This window comes from Paenibacillus kyungheensis (genome assembly GCF_028606985.1).
Lineage (GTDB): Bacteria > Bacillota > Bacilli > Paenibacillales > Paenibacillaceae > Saccharibacillus > Saccharibacillus kyungheensis.
On record NZ_CP117416.1, the window covers coordinates 3,323,896 to 3,350,496 of the forward strand.

General features: G+C 38.5%; 21 protein-coding genes and 1 riboswitch. Of the genes, 4 read left to right on the forward strand and 17 right to left on the reverse strand.

Annotation, left to right across the window (positions count from 1 at the left end):
- Positions 1-29: 29 nt before the first annotated feature.
- The 10 genes from PQ456_RS14215 to PQ456_RS14260 all read right to left on the reverse strand — a co-directional run bounded on the left by PQ456_RS14215 (position 30) and on the right by PQ456_RS14260 (position 15,023).
- Positions 30-875 (reverse strand): carbohydrate ABC transporter permease, encoded by an 846-nt coding sequence (locus PQ456_RS14215; protein ID WP_273612884.1) that lies wholly within the window; start codon positions 873-875, stop codon positions 30-32.
- Between the two features lie 24 nt (positions 876-899).
- Positions 900-1,790: a carbohydrate ABC transporter permease gene (locus PQ456_RS14220; protein ID WP_273612885.1), complete on the reverse strand. Its 891-nt coding sequence runs from the start codon at positions 1,788-1,790 to the stop codon at positions 900-902.
- 91 nt (positions 1,791-1,881) lie between these two features.
- Positions 1,882-3,195, reverse strand: a complete 1,314-nt coding sequence (locus tag PQ456_RS14225; RefSeq protein WP_273612886.1) for an ABC transporter substrate-binding protein — start codon at positions 3,193-3,195, stop codon at positions 1,882-1,884.
- Positions 3,196-3,311: 116 nt separating this feature from the next.
- Positions 3,312-4,940 (reverse strand): response regulator transcription factor, encoded by a 1,629-nt coding sequence (locus PQ456_RS14230; RefSeq protein ID WP_273612887.1) that lies wholly within the window; start codon positions 4,938-4,940, stop codon positions 3,312-3,314.
- Entirely contained in the window at positions 4,937-6,667 is a 1,731-nt protein-coding gene (locus PQ456_RS14235) for a sensor histidine kinase (protein WP_273612888.1), read from the reverse strand. The genes PQ456_RS14230 and PQ456_RS14235 overlap by 4 nt, the downstream gene beginning before the upstream one ends.
- Before the next feature lie 172 nt (positions 6,668-6,839).
- Entirely contained in the window at positions 6,840-9,104 is a 2,265-nt protein-coding gene (locus tag PQ456_RS14240; protein WP_273612889.1) for a carbohydrate-binding protein, read from the reverse strand.
- 196 nt (positions 9,105-9,300) lie between these two features.
- Entirely contained in the window at positions 9,301-10,749 is a 1,449-nt protein-coding gene (locus PQ456_RS14245) for an ATP-binding protein (protein WP_273612890.1), read from the reverse strand.
- Positions 10,750-11,466, reverse strand: coding sequence for a response regulator transcription factor (locus PQ456_RS14250; RefSeq protein ID WP_069327893.1), 717 nt, complete (start codon positions 11,464-11,466; stop codon positions 10,750-10,752). It lies immediately after the preceding gene.
- A 48-nt stretch (positions 11,467-11,514) separates the two neighbouring features.
- Positions 11,515-12,237: a pseudouridine synthase gene (locus tag PQ456_RS14255; RefSeq protein ID WP_273612891.1), complete on the reverse strand. Its 723-nt coding sequence runs from the start codon at positions 12,235-12,237 to the stop codon at positions 11,515-11,517.
- 152 nt (positions 12,238-12,389) lie between these two features.
- Positions 12,390-15,023, reverse strand: a complete 2,634-nt coding sequence (locus PQ456_RS14260; RefSeq protein ID WP_273612892.1) for a beta-mannosidase — start codon at positions 15,021-15,023, stop codon at positions 12,390-12,392.
- A gap of 339 nt (positions 15,024-15,362) precedes the next feature.
- Between PQ456_RS14260 and PQ456_RS14265 the strand changes: the two genes are divergently transcribed.
- From PQ456_RS14265 to PQ456_RS14275, 3 genes are all read left to right on the forward strand, one after another.
- Entirely contained in the window at positions 15,363-16,313 is a 951-nt protein-coding gene (locus PQ456_RS14265) for an iron-hydroxamate ABC transporter substrate-binding protein (protein ID WP_273612893.1), read from the forward strand.
- 77 nt (positions 16,314-16,390) lie between these two features.
- Positions 16,391-17,407, forward strand: a complete 1,017-nt coding sequence (locus PQ456_RS14270; protein WP_273612894.1) for a FecCD family ABC transporter permease — start codon at positions 16,391-16,393, stop codon at positions 17,405-17,407.
- Positions 17,407-18,414, forward strand: a complete 1,008-nt coding sequence (locus tag PQ456_RS14275) for a FecCD family ABC transporter permease (RefSeq protein WP_273616326.1) — start codon at positions 17,407-17,409, stop codon at positions 18,412-18,414. The genes PQ456_RS14270 and PQ456_RS14275 overlap by 1 nt, the downstream gene beginning before the upstream one ends.
- Before the next feature lie 154 nt (positions 18,415-18,568).
- On the opposite strand, the gene scpB is transcribed toward PQ456_RS14275, so the two are convergent.
- The 6 genes from scpB to ribD form a co-directional block, all read right to left on the reverse strand.
- Entirely contained in the window at positions 18,569-19,306 is a 738-nt protein-coding gene (scpB, locus tag PQ456_RS14280) for an SMC-Scp complex subunit ScpB (RefSeq protein ID WP_273612895.1), read from the reverse strand.
- Positions 19,275-20,069 (reverse strand): segregation and condensation protein A, encoded by a 795-nt coding sequence (locus tag PQ456_RS14285; RefSeq protein WP_204823481.1) that lies wholly within the window; start codon positions 20,067-20,069, stop codon positions 19,275-19,277. Before PQ456_RS14285 ends, scpB begins: the two co-directional genes overlap by 32 nt.
- A 305-nt stretch (positions 20,070-20,374) precedes the next feature.
- A complete protein-coding gene (gene ribH, locus PQ456_RS14290; protein WP_137220647.1) occupies positions 20,375-20,842 on the reverse strand; it encodes a 6,7-dimethyl-8-ribityllumazine synthase in 468 nt (155 codons plus the stop codon).
- Between the two features lie 24 nt (positions 20,843-20,866).
- Complete coding sequence (ribB, locus tag PQ456_RS14295) at positions 20,867-21,514, reverse strand: 3,4-dihydroxy-2-butanone-4-phosphate synthase (RefSeq protein WP_273612896.1); 648 nt, start codon at positions 21,512-21,514, stop codon at positions 20,867-20,869.
- A gap of 264 nt (positions 21,515-21,778) precedes the next feature.
- Entirely contained in the window at positions 21,779-22,450 is a 672-nt protein-coding gene (ribE, locus tag PQ456_RS14300) for a riboflavin synthase (RefSeq protein WP_273612897.1), read from the reverse strand.
- 41 nt (positions 22,451-22,491) lie between these two features.
- On the reverse strand, positions 22,492-23,592 hold the full coding sequence (gene ribD, locus PQ456_RS14305; protein ID WP_273612898.1) for a bifunctional diaminohydroxyphosphoribosylaminopyrimidine deaminase/5-amino-6-(5-phosphoribosylamino)uracil reductase RibD: 1,101 nt from the start codon (positions 23,590-23,592) through the stop codon (positions 22,492-22,494).
- A gap of 467 nt (positions 23,593-24,059) precedes the next feature.
- Positions 24,060-24,219, reverse strand: a riboswitch (FMN riboswitch).
- 249 nt (positions 24,220-24,468) lie between these two features.
- On the opposite strand from ribD, the gene PQ456_RS14310 reads away from it, so the two are divergent.
- The gene (locus PQ456_RS14310) at positions 24,469-24,840 is read left to right on the forward strand and encodes a hypothetical protein (protein WP_273612899.1); all 372 of its coding nucleotides are present in this window, start codon (positions 24,469-24,471) and stop codon (positions 24,838-24,840) included.
- Between the two features lie 109 nt (positions 24,841-24,949).
- On the opposite strand, the gene PQ456_RS14315 is transcribed toward PQ456_RS14310, so the two are convergent.
- Positions 24,950-26,551 (reverse strand): amidohydrolase, encoded by a 1,602-nt coding sequence (locus PQ456_RS14315; RefSeq protein WP_273612900.1) that lies wholly within the window; start codon positions 26,549-26,551, stop codon positions 24,950-24,952.
- Between the last annotated feature and the right edge of the window lie 50 nt (positions 26,552-26,601).

Genomic DNA, 26,601 nt, shown 5'->3' on the forward strand with positions numbered 1-26,601 from the left:
AGTTCATTATTTTTATCATTGCGTTATAGTTAACCTTTTACTGCACCTGCTGTCATACCTTCTACAAGGAAACGTTGTAGAAATAAAAACATAATAACTACAGGAAGTACGCTCAATACAGAAGAAGCCATCATGCTACCCCAATCGGTCTGATACAATCCTTTAAATAAGTATATTCCCGGTGTTAGTGTACGGTGCTGTTCATCATTAATAAATACGAATCCGAACATAAATTCATTCCATGAATTCAAAAACCCGAACATACTTGTAGAGACTAGACTGGGTAATGACACAGGTAACAAAATCCGAAAAATAGTACCTACTCGTGTGCAACCATCGATTTCGGCAGACTCTTCCATATCAATTGGAATCGAGTCAAAAAAACCTTTCATCATAAATGTACATAATGGCACTGTAAATGTTGTATACGCCAATATAAGCGAATTATACGTATTAATTAAATGCAGTTCTTTCATCGTTAGGTATAAAGGAATTAATAATAACACTCCTGGAATCATCTGTGAGAGTAACATCGCTACCCCAAACAACTTCACACCGCGAAAGCGAACAAATCGACTTAACGCATATCCTGCAAAAATAGAAATGATCAATGAAGCTGCTGTCACCACTAAAGAAACATACACGCTATTTTTGAAAAAGGTTAAAAAGCTAGAACCTGTTAATACATTAATAAAGTGTTCTATTGTAGGATGCTGAATCAAAAAACTGGGTGTTAATGTACGAATCTCATTATCAGGTTTTAATGAAGTCACTACCATCCATAAGAATGGAAACAAACAATAGAAAGAAAATCCGATGAGTACAATATAAGTAATACTTTGTACTATCCATTGTTTCCGTTTGCTTATAAGCATATCTATCTACTCCTTACCTATAGTCTAGTTTTTAGATTTACGACTATTGATCACATAATACATAATAAATGCTGTCATCATTACTCCAAGCATCATAGAAGATAATGCCGAAGCATTTCCAAAGTTATAATCTTCCATCGCATAGCGATAAATCTGAATCGGCAACGTCTCTGAAGAATACAATGGGCCACCTTGTGTCATAATCCATATAAAGTCGAAGTTGATAGCTGTCCAAATTAAATGTACAAAAATAAGGGTTAACGATATCGTTTTTAACTGTGGTAATACGATATAAAAAAAGCGCACGCGGATGCCTGCACCATCAATAGCTGCTGCTTCCATCACTTCTTTGGATACAGTTTGTAATCCAGCTAATAAGCTGATTGTAAAGAAAGGAAAGCTTCTCCATATGTTCACAAAAACGATAGTGAATAAAGCAGTATTCATTTCTCCTAACCAATAGTACGGTTTATCAATGACACCTAATTGGATCAACCAATAGTTAATTACGCCATAATCAGGTGCAAGCATCCATGTCCAAGTCATCCCTGCAATAACGATCGGCACTACCCACGGTATAATAATGATTCCACGAAATAATGTTCTCCCACGTATAGGTTGATTCAAAGCAATAGCTGAACTTAAACCAAGTATATATTCTCCAGTTACAGACAATAACGTCCAGATAATTGTATTTCGTAATGCAGTCAAAAAATATTCATTTGATAATACTTCTCGATAATTGGCTAAATGAGCAAAACCCGTTTGAGTTGCATTGAGCATATTTTTGAATTGAAAACTATCCCACACTACTGTAATTAAAGGGTACGCATTTAAAAGTAAAAAAAAAGCAAAAGCAGGTAAAACAAAATAATAAGCAACTAATCGTATTCGTTTTTCTCTCAATGTCAACATCATATTCACCACTTTTTTCAAGATAGCCTAAATAAATAATGTGGTTTGAACAATATCTATTTAGGCTTTAGCTCGTTCAAGTTAAACGAAATTAACTGCCACTCAATTGATTGGTTTTTTGCAAATTCTCATTAATAGCTTGTGACAACCAAGTAGCTATTTGTTCAGGTGAATCGTTTTTGAGCATCAAGCGAGCAATAGAGTCTTCCATTGATTGACTGATCCCACTTAAAGATACTGGCGGAAACGAAACGCCTTGCGAGGTCAATTTCATAAACTCTTTGCCCCATTTATCACTTTCTACATCGGTTCGAGCAGATTTGGATGGGTTGACAGCTTGTTGATATTCTTTGCTCATTAAAAATGAAGCAAATTCCCAAGCTTGTTTGGTATGTTCGGTGTTATACACAAATAATGGCGCTACCTCCATAAACGTAGCTGGTTGGTCGCTATACGGTGGAGCAGCAATTTTGACATCACTCATTCCTTCTGGATTTTCGGATGTACGTCCTTCAATCCAAGCTCCATTTACAACCATTGCGTATTGAGCCAATACAAAGTTCTGATCTTCTTCTTCCCAACCCCATGTTTTGGCATTAGGATCTACTACCTGTTGCGCATTCATATCTTTATAAAATTGGAACACTTCTGCTACTTTTTGTAATGCTTGCGGATTATCTTGCCACGTATTTTTATATTTTCCATCTGCTTGTTTTTCTGCTATAGATAGACCTTTTTGCGCTAAATATGTCATCAACTCTTGTGAAGCACGAACTCCTGTACCAGCAAATCCAAAAGCATATTTGTTTGTTTTTGCTTTGATAACAGGTCCCATTTGAAGTAACTCATCCCACGTTTTTGGTGGTGCATCATAACCAGCTTGTTTTAAAATATTCTCATGATATAGCAATGCTCTTATACCTAAATAGTTAGGCAAAGCTTTTACTTTTTCATCAATTGTTAACGCCTTCATTACATTTGGATAAAAAATATCTTTGTCTTTCCATTCATTCATATAAGGTGTCAAATCAGCAAGCGCATTCATTTGATTAAACTCGCCTACCCATTCGCCTAGCCCCCAACTAAGGTCAGGAGAATCACCGGCTGTTATAGCAGCTACTAATTTGTCATGCAATACATCATACGTAATCACTTGTAGATTGATATTGATATCTGTATGTTCTTGATCGAACTTTTTGATCTGTTGTTCTATCGTTTTACCTTCCGTCGTACTAGGATCAAGTGCAGCCCAAAAATTTAGAGTTACTGCTTGATCAGTGGAACCTTCATTAGATGTTGTAGCGTTAGAAGCACTGCCACTACAGCCTGTCATCATAACAATTGCTGCCATAGCTACAATCGCTAACTTGCTCATCTTTTTGTATCTCATTGGTTGTTGTCTCATGGTCTTCTCCCCTTTATATTTCATGAATGAAGTAGTTTCTGAATTTATTGTAAGCGATATCAATAATCCTTTATATGTGAATAAATTCAGATAAATGTTTAATTTATTCAACATTATTAAGACTCATTATTTTCGGTTTTATGATGTTGCTTAAATAGACTTGGTTGAGTACCTACTATTTTTTTAAACACCTGACTAAAATAACGTGCATCGCTATATCCTACTTTTTCAGCAATCTCATATGTTTTTAAATCTGTGCTTACCAATAATGTTTTAGCTTTTTCTATCCTGATTTTTGTCAAAAACTCTAAAAATCCTTCACCTGTTTCGTTTTTAAATAACGTACAAAAATAATTTTTATTAATAAAAAATCGTTGTGAAATATTTTCTAAAGTGACAGTATTATAATTTTCTTGGCTGTATACTTTGATTGTTTTGATTAACTGACTACCTGATTTGGTACGTAAATTCCCGGAAACTTGTTGTACATGTAGCTCTATTATTTGTTGAAAGATATATTTTACTTTTTCAATATTTAGCTCTACTAAATGGAATTTGGCTTCTACTAATAACAACATCATTTGAGCATGATCAGTGCTTGCTTCGACCCGGTTAAGTAACTGAACAATACCTATCTTGATTTCTCGACTACTCATCTTGTCGATTGCTTCCTTTTTAAATACGTGATTGAGCTTGTCTATAAATTGTTGCCCACTACGTTCCGAGGCGGTTTCAATTGTAATTTTCAACAATGTATTTAGCTCTTTCCATATTTCTTCACCAACAGATTTATGATGTTGAACTTCAGCTTCATCTTTACCGAAAAAAGCAATGGTATCTGTGTGGGATAGTGTTAAATGATCGATAGCATGAATCGATTCAGTATATGCTTTCTTTATAGCTGTAATACGCTGCTTTTTAGCACTCACACCAATTTTGATTGTAATATGCAAATAAGCAGTTAATGCAGTATGAATTCTTTTAAGCCAATGTGTAAACAAATGTTCCGATATATCTGCACGTACAAAAAATAAAAATTCATTCAATTCATTCAAGTTTCTAAACACTTCTGTGTCTGCGTAATACGTTGCAACGTTTTCTTTAATAATATTTCGAGCAGCAAAATAAAAAATAGACAAATCTCCTTTGTAACGACTATTCATATTAGAGGTTAAATCAAATAATTTGATAGTAACGATATAATACGGATACTCTGGTAATGGAAATTTAAGTTGATCTGCTTCAACAATCAATTCATTTTCTTCTCGTTGTGCTGTACTTAGAAGATGACTTAACCATTCATCTTGCATTAATTGGATACCTTGATATAATCGAGCATTCTGATTACGAGATTCATGTTGTTGTTTGGATTCTTGTTTTATTTGCTCTTCTAATTTACTTAGTAAGATTAGCAATTCAGCTTCATTTAACGGTTTGAGTAAGTAATCGACTACATTTAATAAAAAGGCAGGACGTGAATAATCAAAATCGTTATATCCGCTTAAAGCAATCGCTTTGGCAGTATAAGAGGAATTTTTTAACCATGCCAAAAATTCTAAGCCATCCATATGAGGCATTCGAATATCAGTTAAGATCACATCAGGTTGATGTTGTTCTACCATTTGACATGCTTCTTCTCCGTTATACGCATGACCTACAATAGACCAACCATAGTGTTCCCAATGGATACATTGTTTTAATTGATTGTGTATAGTCATTTCATCATCTACAATAAGAACTTTCATCTGGGGTTAAACTCCTTTAAGGGCAGACGGAACACAATCATTGTTCCAGTACCTGCTTTACTATATACTTGTATGCCATATTGAGTTCCACAAATGAACTTAATACGTGTCTGAATATTAATTAATCCGATAGAATCTAATGTTTGTTGTGAAGCGGTATGATACTGCTCTAACACAGATGATAATTGGTGAAGATTTTCTTCAGATATGCCTATTCCGTTATCTAATAATCGAATAATAATTTCAGAGTGAATATAGTCTATAGAAGCGGTAAGACGCATTAGTTTCCTACTATTCAGCTGTGGAATTAATCCATGTTCGACTGCATTTTCAATAACAGGTTGCAAAATAAGTTTGGGAATCCATACCGAGTTTATTTCAGGACTTACATGAATACGAATTCCTATGCCTTCTGGCAATCGCTTGTTGATAATTAATAAGTAATTACGAATATGAGAAATTTCACTTTTGACTTGAACCCATTCTTCATTGATATTGATATTGTATCTATACATATTGCTAAGCGATTGACAGATTATACGCATCTCTGGAACTTGATTTACAGCAGCAATATTGGAAATTAGTTGTAAGGTATTGAACAAAAAATGGGGCGATATCTGAGCTTGTAATGCTTTAATTTGTGACTGTTGATTAATCAATTGTAATTTCAATTCATAGTTCATATGATTTTGGATTTTGTCGATCATACGATTAAAATGTTTACTCAAAAATCCGATTTCATCATAAGCTAAAATCTGCACTCTAGCATTGTAATTACCTTTTTCGATTTCATTCATTTTTTTCCGAAGTTCAATAATAGGACGAGTGATACTATAACTCAGCAAAATAGATAACAAAATCATAATAACAAGCGAACCTATGATAATTGCAAATGCCAAATGTCGAAAAAAGATTAATTGCGGATTGGTTTGAAATTCATAATGCAAAATAAGACCATTTGAACCGAGTGGGGTTTGGATCATTTTGCTCTGTTTATCACTATCCGCATAATGATATGTTTTGCCGATCTGACTATGATCAGAATGATAAATAATGTTTTGATCATGATCTGAAATAATAATTTTACCTTTATAAAAGGTATTGTATCGTTCTACCATCGTTGTGAATGGTTGTACTTGCATATCAATAGTTAACACAGCGAATGGATCACCCATCCATTTAATAGGATATAAATAATGAATAATAGGCTGATTATAAGGACTGTTATAATCAAATACGAGTGTTGGGGTTTTGTAAGGGGCATGCAAATGGTTAATTAGCGATTGATTATAAGAAGATTCTAATTGCAAATAATAATTAGGAAAAAATCCATTGTAATGTCTGCCTTTAAAATCAATTACATACATTCCTAAAATATGTTCGATATTAGAATTGTTATATATATTTAAATAAAATTGTTTGATTTGTAATCTTGTTTCATAATCCAATTCTTGTCGTGAATTAGACTTGCTAATAGTATGTAGACTGTTCACAAGTTCATATTGAGAATAGATTAAATAGGAGCTTTCTTGTAACTGATCTAGATACTGCTCTAATTGGATTCTCAAATCTTGTTGGATTCGATTTTGAGCAATCTTTTGGTCTTCTCGATCATTTTGAGAGATTTGATATAAAATAATAAGCGAAGTTAAAATTAGTGGACAAATCGTGGTAACTAGCATTGCTAATAAAATTTTTAAACGTACACTTTTATGCTTTATAGACATCAATCATCCCACCTCATTCTCGGATGTATTTATTATAATGAATATATTTAAAATTTAGTTAATATCTTGTCACTCTTATTTTCTTAGGTATGTAAGGATTAAGCATTGCGATTTTTGAAAGAAAACAGAGAGAAAACTGCCTTGTATCAGACAGTTTTCTCTGCAATGTAGTTTAGCTTTGATTCGAAGAATAAACATCAGCTATAACCGAATCGTTATTTGCTATTGAATTGCCAGTATTATTAATAATCGGCATTGCGATTTGAATACGATCGATGTTTGGCGCATAGGCTGAAGCGTTAGTAAATTTAATCGTATTTGTACCTGCTTTCAAATTCACATCAAATACCATAGTCTTATAATTATTCCACTGACGCGTATTAAAGAAATTAGGACTTTGCGCTTGATCTCCATTAACTGTAATAGTAGCTACACGTTCGACAACGTTATTATTGTACGAATGTTCCCCTTTTACTTCTGCATTTGCAAATGTGACAACCATTCGGTACTTCCCTGCTTTTGGCGCAGTAATATCGTTAAATTGTAAAGTGTTACTCGCTCCATTGCCGATATAACCAACATATTTTCCACCAGATGCTGCTGCATCATCTGTTACAATTGCAGTCCCTCCTAATACATTGCTGTTACTTTCAGCTTCATATGAATTGATCGCTGTTGTATTAGGGCTAATCTCTAAATAATCCAAGTTCACTGCATCGGATTCATCCGTTGTGAAGGCATTGTAACTGATACGATTAATACCTGCATTTAAAAATACAGAAGTTGTTTTTGTATTCCATGTATTCCAATTTGCTGTAGAATCCAGATTAACAGTTGTTAAATCACTTCCATTGAGAACTAATTTTAATTGACGGGTAGTAGGTGCATTGCTAAATGGGCCAGCACTATAGCGCAGATTCAAATTATAATAACCATTTGTAGGTGCACTCACTATAAATTCTGTTGACGCATTATTTGTATTTCCATAACCTTCTACAAAATAAGTGCCAGAATATCCTGTATTTGAACCATAAGTCACTTTAGCTGTTCCATTTAATTTTGCATATTCAGCTTCATAACGATTTGAACTGTTGTTAATTGTTTGGCTATTTGTATTAGGACTTACAATAATTTGATAAGCAGAAAGAGCTTTTAAATTATGAATAGGTACTGTAATCTGACCATTGGTAACTGGATAATTTTGCTCTTGCACACTATAAGGATCATTTGCAGGATTGGTACCTGAATTATTTACGCCTATAATAGATACATGCACATTTTTGCTCATGTATGATGCAGTATCCAAACCTTTAATCACAACATCTGTTGAGTATACATCTGAAGGATTAACAGAACCGCCAAATAGGATTCTAGCTTGTTTTTTATCGGGATCAAGAGCTGCTAATGCTTGTAATGATCCATTGGTTGTTGGTGGAGTAACTGTAACCGTATGACCTGTTAATTGACCATACCATTTGTACAACCACCAACCGCCTGTAGGTTTGTTGTTCTCGGTCACTAGATCATTTAATGTTCCGGCAGCCGTCCAATAAGCTAGCATTCCATCTACTTTGCTATTTTCTAAACGAGTCATCCATTGTATTAAATTACCAGGTACTCCAAGATCGCCAGAAATACGTGCATATTCGTTAATTGCAATCGGTATAGCTGAAATTCCTAATTTTTTTTCAACATTACGATAATGATTGTAATGGTTATACCAGTCTGTAAAGAAATCATTGCCCAGCTCATGCCATGTGGTGACATCCGGTAAAACATTATTATTTTTGGCATAAGTAAAGAAATCATCATAGAATTGAGCATGATAAGCAGCGAGATTTGGCCCAGCTATTTTGGCTTGAGAGTCCAATGAGCGAATATGATTATAGACTGTTTTCCAATCTGCAAAAAATTTATTTCTTGCTTCTTGTCCACTCGCATTATTGTAATTATTTATGCCTTGATACCAGATGCCATCAGGCTCATTAAAAGGAACATAGACAAATTTGGAATGATTAGGATCTGCTACTACTTTGGGTACCATTACGTCAATCTTTTTCAAATAATCTTGTAATCCCAAATTCTCATAAGGCCAATTTTCATAAATATCCTGCATATAAATTTGAATTTCTTTGCCGCCTGCTTTAATAAATTCCGGTGCTACTTTTAAAGCATCCCCATTCGGATGTTGTGCGCCATCAGGAGCTTTCTGCGCAATCGCTTGAGGATTTAGAGGTGTTAACATAGTAGATGAAGGAACTCCATCGCTGCCCAACCCATATAAAAAACCAGATGCTCCGTACTTCATACTGCCAGTATTGCTAGCAAGGTCTACTACAATCTGCGGGCTAGCTGCTTTAGCTGATCCTGATCCTCCCCATATACTCACCAGTACAGTTGTCACTACTAAAACTGAACTCCACTTTCTACTTCTCATAGCATCAAGCTCCTTTTAACATATAGTTTTTACAACCATCAAAAAAAGTAAGCGATTACATTTTCGTTTACAATACATACTTTATCAGTTACAAAAGCGGCTTTATAGGAGACAAAACTTAGAATACTGTTTTTTATATTCAGAAATTCGATATTTTTGACAAAGAAAAAAGACTAGCATATTTGCTAGCCTTTTTTTATTTGTTATATGTTCCTATTGCATTTGACGACACTTCTTCAGAATGCTGAATCGGGAGCAATAACGTAAATTCAGTGCCTTTGCCGATAATACTATCTGCTGTAATACTTCCATGATGAGCTTCTACGATATTACGTACAATCGCAAGACCCAGACCTGTACCACCAGCTTCGCCGCGTACACGAGCTTTATCTGCTTTGTAAAAGCGTTCAAAAATAAAAGGAAGATCGTCCATCGGTATACCTGCTCCTGTATCCTGGAATACCACACGCACATGCTCTTTTTCCATATGAGCTGTTACGGTAATTGTTCCACCAGCAGAAGTATGGCGAAAAGCATTATCAAGCAAGTTGGTGAATATTTGCTCTAACCGATCGACATCGGCATACAAATGCAAGAACTCGTCACGTACAAAGTTAAGTTTGAGTTCTCTTTCTTTGGCTCGAACAGTAAATTTGCGATAGACTCGATCCATTAATTCATTTAGATCAATCTCATCAAAATTCATATCGATATGACCAGCTTCCATGCGTGCAAGATCTAATAAATCTTGCACTAATCTACCCATACGTAATGATTCATCATAGATGACCTGCACCAATTCGTCGCTTTCTTCTTTGGACGTAGCCATCCCATCAAGCAATGCTTCACTATACCCTTGAATCATCTGCAAAGGTGTACGAATCTCATGAGATACATTAGCTACAAAGTCACGACGCATCTTCTCTGCTTTGACCTCATCTGTCACGTTACGCATTACCGATACGGTTCCGCGTACATCGTTACCCGAGTATAAAGGAGCCATATTAACAGACCAGACTTGCTGTTTGACATGAATATTAGAACTTTGATCCTGACGTTCTCGAATAACGCTCTGGAACATCGGATATAGAGGTTCTGGCACTTTGCTATCAGCCGTTGTTCCATCTTGTTCTTGACGTTCCCAGCCTGCTTTGTGCCACGTATCCATAATCATTTCGCCTGGTGGATTATGCAGAATCATATTTCCGGATTTATCGAATGTAATCACTGCATCTCCCATACTGCGGAGTATGCTTGCCATTTGTTCTTTTTCCAGCTGTAAATTCTGAATATTTTTTTCCAATTCTTCTGCCATATGATTAAATGCGCTTGCTAATTGACCAATCTCATCACTGGTTTGCAAAGATACGCGGGTATTGTATTTTCCTTTGCGAATCCCGTCTGCGGCTTGAATTAATTGCTGCATCGGTTGTGTAATTTTGGTCAATAAAAAAAGAGCAAAAAAAGTAGTCATCGAGAATCCTACGATCGAGACATAGGTAAATAACCGTTTGATCGAACCGGAATTGGTAAATGTACTATCGATATAAGGTAGCAAAAATAAACCGAGTGTTAACAGTACACAAGCCACTAATGCGCTAATCGTCAGCCACAACTTACCGACAAGCGTTCTCCAGAAGTCCACTTATTTTGGAACCTCTAACTTGTAACCAACGCCCCATACCGTAGTGATCATTGCGGCTGATTCAGGTGATACTTTATTTAGCTTCTCACGCAACCGTTTTACATGGGTATCTACTGTACGCAAATCACCAAAAAACTCGTAATTCCATACATCTTTGAGCAATTCTTCACGTGAGAATACTTTATCCGGCGATACCGCTAGAAAATGGAGCAATTCGTATTCTTTCGGCGTTAAGCTAATCTCGTGTCCACTTGCGGTTACACGATGCGCATCATGCTCAATAATCAGGTTTGGAAATACGATATTGTTGCTTGAATTGTTTTCTTGAGAAAGGTACGCTGTTGCTGAAGAGCGACGCATAATCGCTTTGACCCGATAGATCACTTCACGCGGACTGAATGGCTTAACGACATAATCATCTGCGCCCACTTCAAATCCTTGCACACGATTGACTTCTTCCCCTTTAGCGGTAAGCATCAATACGGGTGTTGATTTGACTTGACGTAGACGACTACATACTTCGATACCATCGATTCCCGGCAACATTAGATCAAGCATAATTAAGCCGTAATCTTCTGCTACTGCTTTGCGTAGCGCAGCTTCTCCGTCTTCAGCTTCATCAATCTCATAGCCTTCTTTTTCTAAATACATGCGTAGTAAACGGCGAATACGTTCTTCGTCATCCACTACTAAAATGCGATTCATCTGGTCACTCATTCACTAAAGCCTCCTAGCTGTCATCAATGGATATAAATGATCTCTATGTTATGCTTTACCGCTGCTTTTTAGCTTATCAATTTCTTCTTTGGTCAGGTGGCGATATAGACCACGCTTCAAATTACCTACGAGTAATTCACCAAAAGAAATCCGTTTCAACCGAATCACTTTATGAGATAAAGCTTCGAACATACGACGAATCTGACGGTTTCTACCTTCATGAATCGTTACACGTATCGTTGCTTGCTTCTTCTCTGTATCAATATCATAATAATCCGCTTCAGCAGGTTGAGTCATTCCATCTTCCAATTGAATCCCTTGGCGGAATTTCTCTAGTGCTGTACCGTGTGGTACGCCTTCTACCGTTACATGATATGTTTTGGGTACGTGATGTCTTGGATGAGTTAAGCGATTAGCCAGTTCTCCATCATTCGTCAAAATTAAAAGACCTTCTGAATCGTAATCCAGTCGTCCTACAGGATATACACGTTCACGAACACCTTTAAGATAATCGCCTACAATTTTACGTCCTTCTGGATCAGAAGCACTTGTAATAACCCCTTTAGGTTTGTTGAACATAATATATACTTTTTTCTCCGCAGCAATCGATCGTCCATTAACAATAATCTCGTCCACTGTTGGATCTGCTTTGGTTCCAAGCTCAGTGACAACTTCACCATTGAGAGTTACTTTACCTGCTACAATTAACTCTTCACATTTACGTCGGGAAGCTATACCTGCTTGTGCTAATATTTTTTGCAATCGTTCCATAATAGTTAATTCACCTCACACTAATGATACTCATCTATGCACAAAATCACAAGACACTCCCCAAGTTTATTGTGATTTTAGGGAGTTTCATGTGATTTTGAAAGAATATATAGAGAAGCACAACTGACTATTTCATCAATCTAGATCAAATCTTACGAAATATGGATAAAATCTGCCATCGATTGAACTTGCAAATCTTCTGGCTTCGCAGGTACAAATTGTGGTGAATGAGATACCGATGGTTGTACAATATTGGATTCAGACTGCATTTCGTTAGCATGGTGCACATCTTCTAGTGTCTGTAATTGCTTGAATTGAATTGTTTTGGTCACTCCAGGAATCAGATCAAAGAAGTTATCGCTAAATATGCCTTCGCTTGCTGTATTTAACCATACCTGACGTGCCAACACATCTGTGGTCAATTCATAAGCAATAACGCCATCGACTTCTGTTTCTGCGATTTGAATATTCGGTTGTTGTAAAGGTAACTCGGTTGCAGATACAAAATAAGCAATCTCTGTATGAAGTAGTTGATTTTCGTGCTCTAATTCTGCTACCAGAATCGCTTCTGCTGGATTGACGTCTCCAAGTAACTGTTCTGTCGTCAAAGATAGTAATTGAATCGCTTCTCCGCCTGCAAGGGTAAGAGATTGCGGCATTTCTTTGTACAATGTACCGTCTATTCCAAGTACTTTGACACGAACTGTTAATGATTTGGGTGCAATCAGATCAGAGACAAGATGAATATTGACTGTACCTGAAGCTGAATTATCAATCGATAATAAAATATCTTCAAAGCTACGTTTAGCATAATATTGAACAGCTTTCCAGCGACCATAGTAATCCATACTTGACCATGATGCGACAGGCCAGCAATCATTCATTTGCCAGTATAATGTTCCCATACAATACGGTTTACGGCGACGATGAGCTTCGATGGCAGTTTTCATCGCTTCAGCTTGTAGAACCTGACTCATATACAGAAACGAAGGAAAATCTTTAGGTGCTGGTAAATATTTATCCATGTATTCTTTGATCAATCGATTGCCTGCTCCATTTTTCTGATGACGAAGCATGACTTCAGATTCTAATTCCAAATCGGATTCTTCAGCATACGTACGAACCGATTTGTACTCTGGAAACGATTGGAACCCATACTCACTCATAAATCGACCGATATACGTATTGTAGCGTTCAAATGGCTCACTGTTATGCCATACACCCCAATAGTGGATATCTCCAGAATCTGTTATGCCATGTGTATGTTGTTTTTCATTATTTGTCACTGCAACGATTGGCGATGACGGCCAGTATGAGATACCCGGATGCTCTACTCGCACTACTTCTGGTAATAACTCATGGAATAATGACTCATAATCAGCCCAGATCTGTGCACGCTGTTCTGTATTGTAGTCTTTTTTCCAACCCCAACCACCATCTTCTACATATTGAGACCACGCAGAATCGATCTCATTATTACCACACCAGAGTACAATACTTGGATGATTACGTAGTCGGCGAATATTATCTTCGGCTTCGGCTTGAACACTATCTAAAAACTCTTCATCACCTGGATACATACTGCAAGCAAACATAAAATCCTGCCATACCAGAATACCGTATTCGTCACAGAGGTCATAGAATTCATCATTTTCATAAATACCGCCACCCCACACACGAAGCATATTCATATTGGATTCTATAGCGGTTACAATCTCATGACGATAACGCTCTAATGTCACTCGTGGTGAGAAGCTGTCATTCGGAATATGGTTCGCCCCTTTAGCAAAGACAGGTACACCATTCAGTTCAAAATAAAACGAAGTGCCCGGATAATCTGGATGAGGTTCAGTCACCAGACGGATGGAGCGAATACCTGTCCGTTCTGATTTCACAGCCAGTGTCTGATTCTGCTCTAACACCTCTACTGTAAACGTATACAGATGAGCGTCTCCTAGACCTCTTGACCACCATAATTTAGGATTATCCAGTAAAAGTGGAATCTGTACAGCATCTGTACCTTCCGCTAATGTCACTGTCTGTTCCCAATTCTGTCCATCCGTATATACACGCAAGTTCACCTGACGTTCTTGTTCTGAATAAATTTGGACAACAGCTGTAAGATCAGCAGATTCTACATGCACTTGATTTTGACGAATATATACATTTTCGATACGTACGTCTGACCATGCGACTAATTCAGCTTCACGCCAGATACCACTAGTTACAAAACGTGGACCCCAATCCCAGCCATAATGATAAGGAGCTTTACGAGCAAATATACTCACTCTTTGATCTCCTAGCTCACCAACTTCAGATTGATCATTGCTCGCAGGTAATCCGTAACCTAATGCTTTTAGCTTCGGTAAGTCTTCCATAATAGGAGAGCGGAAATGAATACGAATATCGTTAGCGCCTAATTTTACATAGGGCTTTACATCTGCACGCCATGTGCGGAACATATTATCTGCTGATAGTACATGCTGTTCATTAACATATACATCTGCATAGGTATCCAGACCAGCAAATACAAGTTCAATATGCGAATGATTGAGCACAGGTGCTTCTACATCAATCGTTGTTATGTACTCCCAATCTTTTTTATCAATCCATTGTACGTCTTTTTCATTCGTACCATAAAAAGGATTCGAAATTTTACCATTATCTAATAAGTCAGTATGCACTGTTCCTGGCACAGTAGCCGGTAACCATTCTGATTCATCGACAGCTTTGAAAGTCCATTGCTTTAACGATTGACGAAATTGTAGCGCTTGCAAATTAGTCATAAGACAAATTCATCCTTCCAATATTAGGTTATGAGTACACCTTACTACGACTGCATTTAAGAAGCAAATCGACTACTACGCTCTAACGTCTATGTTACTAGATTACATGACTGAATACGACAATTTGCAATCGATTACACGGTTTTACTGTTTTTAAGACTGACTTATCAATTGAATATTTTGGTATCTATTTTGCTTTCAAACTTACCCTCTTTCTGCATGATTTTGATTACATTTTTAAAATAAATATTGACAAAAAAATCACATCGTTTTAAAGTTTGAGAGTCGTTGTATGATAATGATTATCAATTTCATTCTATATTAAAGGGGAATTTACGTATGAAAAAAATGTTGTTACCATTAATGATGGTGATTGTGTTGGTATTAAGCGCATGTGGCAATCAGTCTGGTAATACGGCCACTACCGATAAAGCAAGTTCTACAGAAACAGGCACTTCTGCTCCAGCTACTACTGGTACTATCACTTATCAATCCGAGACAGGCCCTGTAGAAGTTCCTGCTAATCCACAACGTGTAATCGCTCTAGCAGGTTATGCAGGTAACTTAATTGCTCTTGGTGTTCCTCTAGTTGGTGTAGATTCATGGACCAAAGCTGATCCTAACTTTGCAGAGCAATTAAAAGATGTCGCTGAAGTATCTGATGATAATTTAGAAAAAATAATCGAACTCAAACCAGATCTAATTATTGCGGCAAGCGATACTAAAAACATAGAAAAATTAAAAAAACTCGCTCCAGTTGTTACTTATACTTATAACAAAGTCGATTATTTAACACAGATTGAAGAAATCGCTAAAGCGGTAAATCAAGCAGACAAAGGCGCTGCGTGGATTGCTGACTTTAAAGAACGTGCACAAAAAGCAGGTGCTGAAATCAAAGCTAAAATCGGTGATGATGCTACTGTAACTGTTATGGAAGGCGATTCTAAGCAGCTGTATGTGTTCGGTAGCGCTTGGGGGCGGGGTACAGAAATCATTTATCAAGCGATGGGTCTGAAAATGCCTGAAAAAGTAAAAGAAATGACTTCGAAAAAAGGATATTATGATCTATCGCTTGAAGTATTGCCTGAATATTTAGGAGATTATGTTTTCTATAGTAAAGATCCTAGCGTAGATGCTTCGTTCCAGGATACAGATACGTACAAAAATATTCCGGCTGTTAAAAACAAGCGTGTATTTGAAGTAGATGCACGTGGATTCTACTTTAATGATGCAGCATCACTTGATTATCAGCTTGACTTTATTACCAAATCGTTGCTAGGTAAATCTTAAATGTAAATGACAAATGAAAAGAAGGAGCGCCTAGCGTTCCTTCTTTTCTAAATACAGAGAAGGAAACGATCCGTATAATGAAAAATGCTATGACTACCAAACATTTTCAAGCTTTTCTGATCAAGTTAATATTGATGTTGTTGCTATTTGTTGTTGTATTTGTAATCGCTATTATGGTCGGTGCTAAAAATATTTCATTATCTGATATCTGGAATGCGATATTTCATCCGCAAATCACAGGTGGCGATATTTCGATTATTCGTGAATTGCGTCTGCCGCGTGAGATTGGCGGCGTGCTGGTAGGAGCTGCGCTGGCTGTTGCCGGGGCTATTATGCAAGGTCTTACGCGTAATCCTTTAGCCGATCCCGGTTTACTCGGATTAAGTTCTGGTGCAAATGCTGCACTGGCTGTCGCTCTCGTTTTTCTACCAAGCGTTGGTTACTTCGGTATTATGATCGCTTGTTTTATCGGGGCTGCTGTAGGCATGTTACTTGTTTTTGGATTGACCGCACTGCGTAAACGGAATATGTCGCCATTGCGTATGGTGCTGGCAGGAGCAGCCGTTTCGGCTTTGTTATCGGCTGTCGCTGAAGGAATCAGTCTACAATTTAAAATTTCTAAAAATGTAACGATGTGGACATCTGGCGGATTGATCGGTACTACATGGGGACAGATTCAAAGTATTACCCCTGTTATCGTAATCTGTATTGTGATCGCTATTCTCTGTTCACGTCAATTAACCATTCTTAGCTTAAATGAAAGCACTGCTGTAGGATTGGGTCTGCAAACACATCAGATCAAAATGATTTTATTTGTACTAATTACATTACTTGCAGGAGCATCAGTAGCATTGGTTGGAAATCTGGCATTTATCGGGCTGATGATTCCTCATCTTGTACGTATGATTGCAGGTACTGATTATCGTACGATTTTGCCACTATCTGCGATTGCTGGCGCTACCTTTATGGTATTCGCAGATACGTTAGCACGCATGATCAATGCTCCTTTTGAGACACCAATTGCAGCTATTATCGCTATTATTGGACTGCCTTTCTTTCTACTGATTGTGCGGAAAGGAGTGCGTTCATTATGATGAAGCAACTACAACCTGCCCGTCAGCAAAAAATGATTCTTGGTATATTGACCATTATTATTTTAATTACAATGGTGATTGCACTCAGTGTTGGTGCTTCTTCTGTATCGTTTGACCGACTGATTCCTACATTGCTGGGGAACGGTACATTTGTAGATGACTTTGTACTGTTCTCGATTCGATTGCCTCGTATGTTAGTGACATTGCTAGCAGGAATGGCGCTTGCTTTGGCGGGTTCTGTGTTGCAAGGTGTTACTCGCAATGAATTAGCTGATCCCGGGATTGTCGGTATTAATGCAGGTGCAGGTCTGGGTGTAACTGTATTTTTCTTATTTGCTCCACTTGAAGTTGGAACATTTGTCTACATATTGCCTGTCGTTGCTTTTGCAGGAGCATTGATTACCGCTGTATTGATTTACCTCTTTTCCTATAGTCGTACTGAAGGTATGCAACCGATGAAATTCATTATCACAGGAGTCGGATTTTCATTAGCATTATCCGGTTGTATGATTGTGTTGATCTCTTCGGTAGATCGAGTAAAAGTCGATTTTATTTCAAGATGGTTAGCTGGCAATGTGTGGGGAACAGATTGGCCATTTGTGATCGCACTGTTACCGTGGTTGATTGTGCTGGTTCCATTTGTATTGTACAAATCCCGTTCATTGAATCTATTAGCACTCAATGAAGGAACAGCGATTGGTGCAGGTGTACCGATTCAAAAAGATCGCATTTTGCTTATGTTAGCTGCTGTCGCTCTTGCCGCTTCTGCGGTATCTGTTACAGGCGGTATTGCTTTTATCGGGCTGATGGCTCCTCATATCGCGAGGGCATTAGTAGGCCCACGACATCAACTATTTGTACCTGTATCGATTTTGATCGGTGGTTGGTTATTGTTGCTTGCAGATACAATCGGTCGTAACCTTGCTGATCCTGATGGAATGCCTGCGGGAATCGTAGTCGCTTTGATCGGAGCACCGTATTTTCTTTACTTGCTGTTGAAAAAGTAATACTTATCGAAAATAACTGTATAATTAACAGTAAAAAGATACGCAAAAAGCCAAAATGATTGTCGGATCAATTCCCAATCATTTTGGCTTTTTTTGGACTATATCATCTTATCTAAGATTCTATTCAGATTACTTGTGTGCTGGATAGCTCAGGTTAATCTAGTGGTGTATTTTTGGAAGAGTCCGACGGTGTAGCGATAGTCTGATCAGAAGTAGAACGTTCTTCTGCACCTAATCCCTGATCAGATACAATATCTTCTGCTATTTCTGTGAGCTCTTCACCCAATTCTTCTAACGCTTCTATATCTTCACTATGAACCTGTTCTTCCAAACGTTCGAACAATAGCTGTGTTTCCCCTTCGAGATCTTCCGCATTTTCAAAAGCAGACGCATCGGGAAGTTCACGAATATTGCCAAGTCCGAAATAATCTAAAAATGATTTGGTCGTACCGTATAAAATAGGGCGTCCTATTGCTTCAGCCCGTCCAGTTTCTTGAATCAAATCTTTATTGACTAATGTGTAAATTGCACGCTCGGATTTGACACCACGAATCTCTTCAATCTCAATTCGTGTAATCGGCTGGCGATACGCTACAATCGATAATGTTTCAAGCGCAGCTTGAGATAAAGAAGAACGGGAAGGGGAGTATGCCAATCGTTCATAATATTCAGCATGTGCACGTATCGTAGATAACTGATAGCCACCTGCGATATTAACCACCTGAATCCCCCGTCTTGCTTTTTTCAGATCAGCTTGCAGTTCTTCGATAGCGATCTGTACCGTTTGTACCGGTTGATCGGTCACTTCTGAAATCTGCTTCGCATTCAATCCTTCTTCTCCAGCCAGAAATAACATACCTTCAATAATCGACTTCAATTTCTGGGACTTCATTGTTACTTATTTCACCTCTCCACTCCATCACGATATCGTCAAAAAGCCGGCTTTGGTAGCAGGAAATTTGCTTCATTTTCATTAATTCCAGCACAGCCAAAAAAGTCACCACGATCTCATGACGATACATTTCCTGGTGTAGCAGTTTGGAAAACAACAAGCTTTCTCCTTTTCCTAACCCTTGAAACCGGGTAGACACTTCACGTATCCGATCCTTCACCGAAATCTCATCACGCTGAATCCGGGTCACCTGTGTACGGCGTACGACTTTACGAAGAGCTTTACGAAAAGCCTCCATCAAATCTATCGTATGCAGACCTTCCACTGGATTCACATCGTCTTTCGGCATAAAAGGGGTCAAGTCTTCCGGCTCTTTTGTAAAAATCAGGCTACGCTCGGTTTCCATTTCTCGCAAATGCACAGCAATTCCTTTGTACTTGCGGTATTCCACCAGCTTGCGTACTAACTCTGCACGCGGGTCCAGATCGTCTTCCTCATAATAATCAAAATCATCCATCTCCATCACAGGCGGACGTGGCAATAGCAATTTGCTTTTGATCGACAATAATGTCGCTGCCATCACTAGAAATTCACTGGTCACTTCAAGTTCCAATTCTTTCATGCTATGAAGATATTCCAGATATTGATCTGTAATTTTGCTGATCGGAATATCCTGGATATTAATTTCAGATTCATCAATTAAATGAAGCAACAAATCGAGCGGCCCTTCAAACGTTTCCAGTTTGTACAGTACAGTCGTCACTGGACCACTCCTCTTAATCAATAGATTCTCATCTCTTATTGTATCTTAATCGCGCACTTTTCACAGTATATATTCAGCAAAAAAAGGGCAATCCCTGTTTCTGCCCTTTTTTTCGCTTATTATTTTATTATCATACGATAAATATTGTAGATATAATATATACATTTGCAGTAAACACGACATCAATAACATCAAAACAATCTTTTATTGTACAAGATGAATGATTACCAAATGAACTAAAACATATACCATATCAAACTACATTCAAGCGTACGTGCTTATTGCTCAAAGATAGACTTGATCTATTATTTCATCATTTTAGTTAAATTCGCCATTTCGATCGCTGCGTTAGCTGAATCCCAACCTTTATTACCTGCTTTGGTTCCTGCGCGTTCAATCGCTTGTTCAATACTTTCAGTCGTTACAATACCGAAAATAACAGGTACGCCTGTTTTCAAATTAATCGCAGATACGCCTTTAGCTACTTCATTACATACATAATCATAATGAGTTGTAGATCCGCGGATTACTGTACCTAATGTGATCACTGCATCATACTTTCCGCTTTCAGCCATTTTTTGCGCAACTAAAGGAATTTCAAAAGCTCCTGGAACCCATGCCACATCAATATCATTTTCAGCAGTACCATGACGCTTGAGTGCATCAAGTGCTCCACCTAACAATTTGGTGGTAATAAACTCATTAAAACGTCCAACAACGATACCAAATTTAAGATCCTGCGCGATTAAATGTCCTTCAAAAATATTAGCCATAGTGTTCATCCTCTTTTCGGTAGATTAGTTTGAGTGGGTATTCACAGTTGGAGACGTCTGCTCCAAATAAGCTATTAAAGCTTGAATGCTGATCAATTGAAGATGGTGTTGCTTGGCGATTGCTTCAAGCTCCGGTAAACGCGCCATCGTGCCGTCTGTATTCATAATTTCACAGATCACACCAGCAGGTGGAGCATCACATAAGCGTGCCAAATCAATCGCTGCTTCTGTATGCCCGGGACGTTGCCGTACACCGCCTTCACTTGCAATCAATGGAAACATATGACCCGGACGGCGAAAATGGGCTGGTGTAGCTTCTGGATCGGTCAGACCTATTACTGTCATAGATCGCTCTTGTGCAGAGATACCTGTAGAAGTGCTAATATGATCGACGGATACCGTAAAAGCTGTGCCATGATAATCAGTATTTTGTGCTACCATCGGAATCAGTTCTAACTCGGCAGCACGTCCACTTGTGATCGGAGCACATACCAAGCCTCGACCTTCTGTGACCATAAAGTTGATCACTTCAGGGGTAGCACGATCTGCCAAAGCGATAAAGTCGCCTTCATTTTCCCGATCTTCATCATCGACTACGATAATCACTTTGCCCTGTTTAAGATCAGCTACTGCTGCTTCTATCGCATCTAAGTTTGTAGATTTGTGATTCATCGATATAACCTCCCTCTTGAACCATGTCGCGCTTATAGTACCAAGCGCTTATTGTAAGATATTTTGCTTTGCAAAAATCATTTTTTTATTGAAACCTTGTCGCGCTTATGGTGCCAAGCGCTTACTGTAAGATATTTTGCTTTGCAAAAATCATTTTTTTATTGAATCTTGTCGCGCTTATGGTGCCAAGCGCTTACTGTAAGATATTTTGCTTTGCAAAAATCATCCTTTATTAAACCTTGTCGCGCTTTTACTTCCAAGCGCTTACATATATCCATTTTCTTGCAAAAATCGGCTTGTGATTGATGGCTTTTTCTGACTGGTGGCATCATTCGCTGTATTCGATTGGTATTGTAGTAAATGCTCCACATACTTACCAAGCACATCGCATTCAATATTGACCATATCGCCTGCTTTTCGATAAGCAAGTACAGTTTCTTTGAGTGTATGTGGAATGATAGAGATTGTGAATGAAGTCGTTGTTACCGATACAACCGTCAAGCTGATGCCATCGACAGTGATAGACCCTTTCGGAATAATATAACGAAATAAATCATGATCGGTCGGAGCAATCTGGAAAATAACAGCATTCTGGTTGCTTTGTATTTGTTCAATATGTGCTGTGCCATCCACATGACCTTGTACGATATGCCCTCCGAAGCGTCCATTCGCTATCATTGCTCGCTCTAGATTAATAGGGCTGCCTGTTTTTAACTGTTTAAGACTAGAAGAACGATACGTTTCTGGCATGACATCTACAGTAAATAGAGAATCTGCTATCGTGGTAACCGTTAAGCATACCCCGTTGCATGAGACACTATCTCCAATCTGAAGTCCGTCCATAATACGTGATGCTTGAATACCAAGAACCATCGTTTCACCGCGCCGTCCATTTTGTCGGAGTGTACCTATTTCTTCGATTAGTCCGGTAAACATAGACATCCTCCTTTCTACCAAGATGGTCTGCTATTTGAATATTAGAGATGATGATAACGTGGTAATCCACTGATATAAATATTGTCATCTAACGTCTCTATTTCGATCTCATCTAGTGTTACAGCTTGATTCATTTTTTCAAATCCATCAAAAGCGAATGTTGATAACGTACCGCCAATAATCTTAGGAGCGAAAAATAAAGTAACTCGATCGATTAGTCCTGCTTCAAGCATCGAACCATTTAAGGTACCGCCACCTTCTAACAAAATCGAAGAAATCTCAAGTTCGCCAAGCTTTTTCATCGCAAAAGGAAGATCTACATACGGCCCGCTACCACAGATGATAACGGTGATACCACGTTCTTGCAGTTCATGGATACGATCCCGATCCGCTTGATAAGTAGTGACAATAATCGTAGGCGCTACGTCTGTATTTAATAACTTGGCGGTATCTGGAATACGTAGTTGTGAGTCAATCACAATACGGGTAGGCTGAACGCCAGTCACTTCTGTACGTGTCGTCAGCTCAGGATCATCGGCTAATACTGTGCCGATTCCCACCATAATACCTTGATGACGATGACGCATCGTATGAACAATCGCACGAGCATCGCTATTGGAGATCCATTTGCTATCACCGGTACGAGACGCTAGACGACCATCTAACGTACTGGCTGTTTTGAGCGTCACAAAAGGGAGCCCTGTTGTAATATATTTGTTAAACGTTTCGTTAAGTCGTGCCGAGCGCTTCGCCAATACACCGGTCACCACTTCGATTCCATGATTACGCAGTCGTTCGATTCCAGAACCTGCTACCTGTGGATTCGGATCTACAGCAGCAACAACGACTCGTTTTACTTTTTCTTTGATCAGACGATCACTACAAGGTGGCGTTTTGCCATAATGACTGCATGGTTCTAACGTCACATATGCTGTAGCGCCTTCTGCTTGATCTCCTGCCATATTAAGTGCATGTACTTCAGCATGTCCGGTTCCTCGCTGTAAATGTGCACCCATTCCTACGATTCTGCCGTCTTTCACAACCACACAACCGACCACAGGGTTAATATCTGTCTGCCCTTGAGCTTTTTCTGCCAAGTCCAGTGCTAGGGTCATGTAAAATTCATCATTGATTACGTTCATTATTCAGGGCTCCTTTGACACCATAAAAAATTCATAACTGCATGCTTTGTGCTTGATCAAAGTGCTGTTACGAGTTTGATCGTAGTATCATCATATTTAGTTACTATTCATAATTTAATAACTAAATTATAAAGTGTATACCGATATAATGACAAGCAAAAAGCCCTGTAAACCGGAAGAGTATCCGAATGTTTACAGGGCTTAACATAATAATGTATAGGAGTAAGAATCTAATGTACCTCTTATAGAGTGCGCATATGTCTGTATATCTACAGCGCAAAGACTGTATACGTACTACTGGCTTCAGTTTGATCCACTGATCCAATTTTTACATATGTGCTACATATAGAATCTATTTAGATGCCAAAGAAACCTAAAGATGCTCAGGTATCTTGCTTCATCAAAATAGTAAACTATACACTCAAATAAGTGCACCTTAATTCAGAAATCGCTGTGCAAGCGACCTCTGTATCCCTCTCCCATCCAGACTATACTGTCGGCTCCGGATTCTCACCAGATCCACCGTCTATGGTTATTACACATAGCCGGGTCACGGACTTAGAGATCACATATTATCTTGATCTCAACACCGCCGGTGGGGAATTTCGCCCCGCCCCGAAGGATAAATTATGAAGTTATTATCACTATTTCACTGTGATGCTGAAATCATATCATCCACACACGCAAAAATCAAGAAACCTAACTTTTTCTATACGCTACATGCTGTGATATCATCATTATTTATTTTATCTACAAGTGCTTTCATGATTCTGCTACCTCTATTGTTGTATAATAAATTCGCGTTTTATTTTTTAAAATGATAGATTGTTTTTCGTCTAATATCCTTACCATTATACTAATCGAAAGGTGATTATTATGTTTTTAATCAACAAAAAACTAATCCGCAAATTGACTGCACCTTATCAAGAAATGAATATGCAGATCTGTTATGCTACACCTCAACACTTTTCAGCGTATTCCAGTAAAGCTGTATTGCTACTTAATGATGAGAAACTTATCGTTTTATTTCTTAACTTCTTTTCTTCCAAAGTGATCCATACCGTTGAATTACCGATTGCTGATCTACAAGAGCATCATTATAATCAAGGAATTTCACTGGCTTCAACATGGTCATTTCAAAGTAACGGACAATCGTGGCGCTTTCAGATTCTCAAAAAGATTATCCCACTTGGTAAGATGCAACAACAGTTTTTAGACTTTCTACATGACCATATAATCTATACATAAATAGAACGCAAAAAAACCCCTAATAACCCTCTGCTACAGTTGTAAAAGAAGGGTTATTAGGGTTGTGAAATATCTGCCTCTGTGTATTTAGTAGATATCTCCTAACCGTTTACGCTTGATAAGCAATCTGTCCATTCACCACTGTCATACGCACAGCCGTCTGCAACAGAGATTCGGAATCGGTAGTAATATCTCGATCAATTACTGTAAAATCAGCCGCTTTGCCAACGTGAATACTACCACGTTCTTGTTCTTCGCCTGCTGCTTGTGCACTCCCTACTGTAAACAAATGAATCGCTTCAGCAATACTAAGTCGCTCCTGTGGGAAATATCCTTCGGCTGGCTCTGTAACATAAGGTCTACGACGGGTAACTGCGGCATGGATACCGAGCATCGGGTCAAGCGGTTCAATAGGTGCATCGCTTCCACCTGCACAGATCACACCAGCATCTATTAACTTTTTCCAGGCGTACAAATAATCAGTACGTTCTGCACCTACACGCTCCATCACCCAGGGAAAATCACTGGCAACAAATCGAGGCTGGATATCTGCAATAAGTGGTAATTGCGTCATTCGCTCAAGCAGTTGTTGATCCAATACCTGCGCATGGATAAATCGATCGGGCAAGTGTGAAATACCTTGCAACGGATGAGCTTCCATCGTTGATAATGTAAGATCTGCCGCACCATCACCAATGGCATGTACAGCAATCGGATAGCCTAGCGAACGGGCATAGGATGTAATTTCATTTAACTGTGCCGTCGTATGAATCGCCATTCCGCGTGTATGAGGTGCATCACTATACGGTTGTTGTAATAGCGCTGTACGCCCTCCAATCGCTCCGTCAGAGAACAATTTGGCTGCACCAATACGTAACCATTCATCTCCGTCACCTGCCCGTAATCCCAATGCTTGGGCTTCTTGTAAATGAGTATAAAAAATCAATTGATGGGTGCGGAATGGTAGTCCTTCTGCATGCAATTCACGATAAATCTGTAGCATAGTCTCTATACTGCCCAAAAATCGTAAATCTTCGGTATGGGATGCGGTTAATCCTAATCGAAGTGCATCCTGACAAGCGCGCCGAATCGCTTCTTTTTTGGTAGTATAATCTGGTTCTGGCTGTACTGCGGTAAAAGCTGCTGAAGCTTCTTCATAAATCCATCCGTTCAACTCTCCAGCTTCATCCCTTCCAAACGAACCTGCTTCAGGATCAGGTGAAGATGAGGTCACTCCTGCTTTGGCAAAGGCTACACTATTACCTAAAAAAGCATGAAAACAGGTACGGGTCAGATAAATAGGATGATTTGTCGTAATCTCATCTAACTCTGTTCGTAGTGGCGGAATCGGTGGATCAAAATTATTCTCATTCCAGTTCAATCCAACAATCCATTCCCCTACAGGCATTACTTCTGCACGCTGACGGATCAACTGAATCATATCTTCTTTGGAGGTCACGTCTGAGAAATCGAGCATAGATAATTTCATTCCATGCATAGATAAATGCATATGCGAATCGACTAAGCCGGGCAATACATAAGCGCCATCCCAGTCCACTTGACGGTAATCTTTGCCTGATAATTGTAGCGATAATTCTTGCGTCGTACCGATTGCAGAGATGATTCCATTTTCTATGTAAACTGCATCTGCTTCTGCGGGAAGATGAGAGCTAAATGCAAATTTGCCATGGGTGAATAATGTTCCTGACATTGGTTTACACTCCTTTAGCAGATTTTTAGTAAAAAAAGAGCCTGCATTAT

Coding starts and splice junctions, on each gene's coding strand:
- PQ456_RS14215 (WP_273612884.1), bottom strand. CDS start 875: ATGCTTATAAGCAAACGGAAACAATGGATAGTACAAAGTATTACTTAT.
- PQ456_RS14220 (WP_273612885.1), bottom strand. CDS start 1,790: ATGTTGACATTGAGAGAAAAACGAATACGATTAGTTGCTTATTATTTT.
- PQ456_RS14225 (WP_273612886.1), bottom strand. CDS start 3,195: ATGAGACAACAACCAATGAGATACAAAAAGATGAGCAAGTTAGCGATT.
- PQ456_RS14230 (WP_273612887.1), bottom strand. CDS start 4,940: ATGAAAGTTCTTATTGTAGATGATGAAATGACTATACACAATCAATTA.
- PQ456_RS14235 (WP_273612888.1), bottom strand. CDS start 6,667: ATGTCTATAAAGCATAAAAGTGTACGTTTAAAAATTTTATTAGCAATG.
- PQ456_RS14240 (WP_273612889.1), bottom strand. CDS start 9,104: ATGAGAAGTAGAAAGTGGAGTTCAGTTTTAGTAGTGACAACTGTACTG.
- PQ456_RS14250 (WP_069327893.1), bottom strand. CDS start 11,466: ATGAGTGACCAGATGAATCGCATTTTAGTAGTGGATGACGAAGAACGT.
- PQ456_RS14255 (WP_273612891.1), bottom strand. CDS start 12,237: ATGGAACGATTGCAAAAAATATTAGCACAAGCAGGTATAGCTTCCCGA.
- PQ456_RS14260 (WP_273612892.1), bottom strand. CDS start 15,023: ATGACTAATTTGCAAGCGCTACAATTTCGTCAATCGTTAAAGCAATGG.
- PQ456_RS14265 (WP_273612893.1), top strand. CDS start 15,363: ATGAAAAAAATGTTGTTACCATTAATGATGGTGATTGTGTTGGTATTA.
- PQ456_RS14270 (WP_273612894.1), top strand. CDS start 16,391: ATGAAAAATGCTATGACTACCAAACATTTTCAAGCTTTTCTGATCAAG.
- PQ456_RS14275 (WP_273616326.1), top strand. CDS start 17,407: ATGAAGCAACTACAACCTGCCCGTCAGCAAAAAATGATTCTTGGTATA.
- scpB (WP_273612895.1), bottom strand. CDS start 19,306: ATGAAGTCCCAGAAATTGAAGTCGATTATTGAAGGTATGTTATTTCTG.
- ribH (WP_137220647.1), bottom strand. CDS start 20,842: ATGGCTAATATTTTTGAAGGACATTTAATCGCGCAGGATCTTAAATTT.
- ribB (WP_273612896.1), bottom strand. CDS start 21,514: ATGAATCACAAATCTACAAACTTAGATGCGATAGAAGCAGCAGTAGCT.
- ribE (WP_273612897.1), bottom strand. CDS start 22,450: ATGTTTACCGGACTAATCGAAGAAATAGGTACACTCCGACAAAATGGA.
- ribD (WP_273612898.1), bottom strand. CDS start 23,592: ATGAACGTAATCAATGATGAATTTTACATGACCCTAGCACTGGACTTG.
- PQ456_RS14310 (WP_273612899.1), top strand. CDS start 24,469: ATGTTTTTAATCAACAAAAAACTAATCCGCAAATTGACTGCACCTTAT.
- PQ456_RS14315 (WP_273612900.1), bottom strand. CDS start 26,551: ATGTCAGGAACATTATTCACCCATGGCAAATTTGCATTTAGCTCTCAT.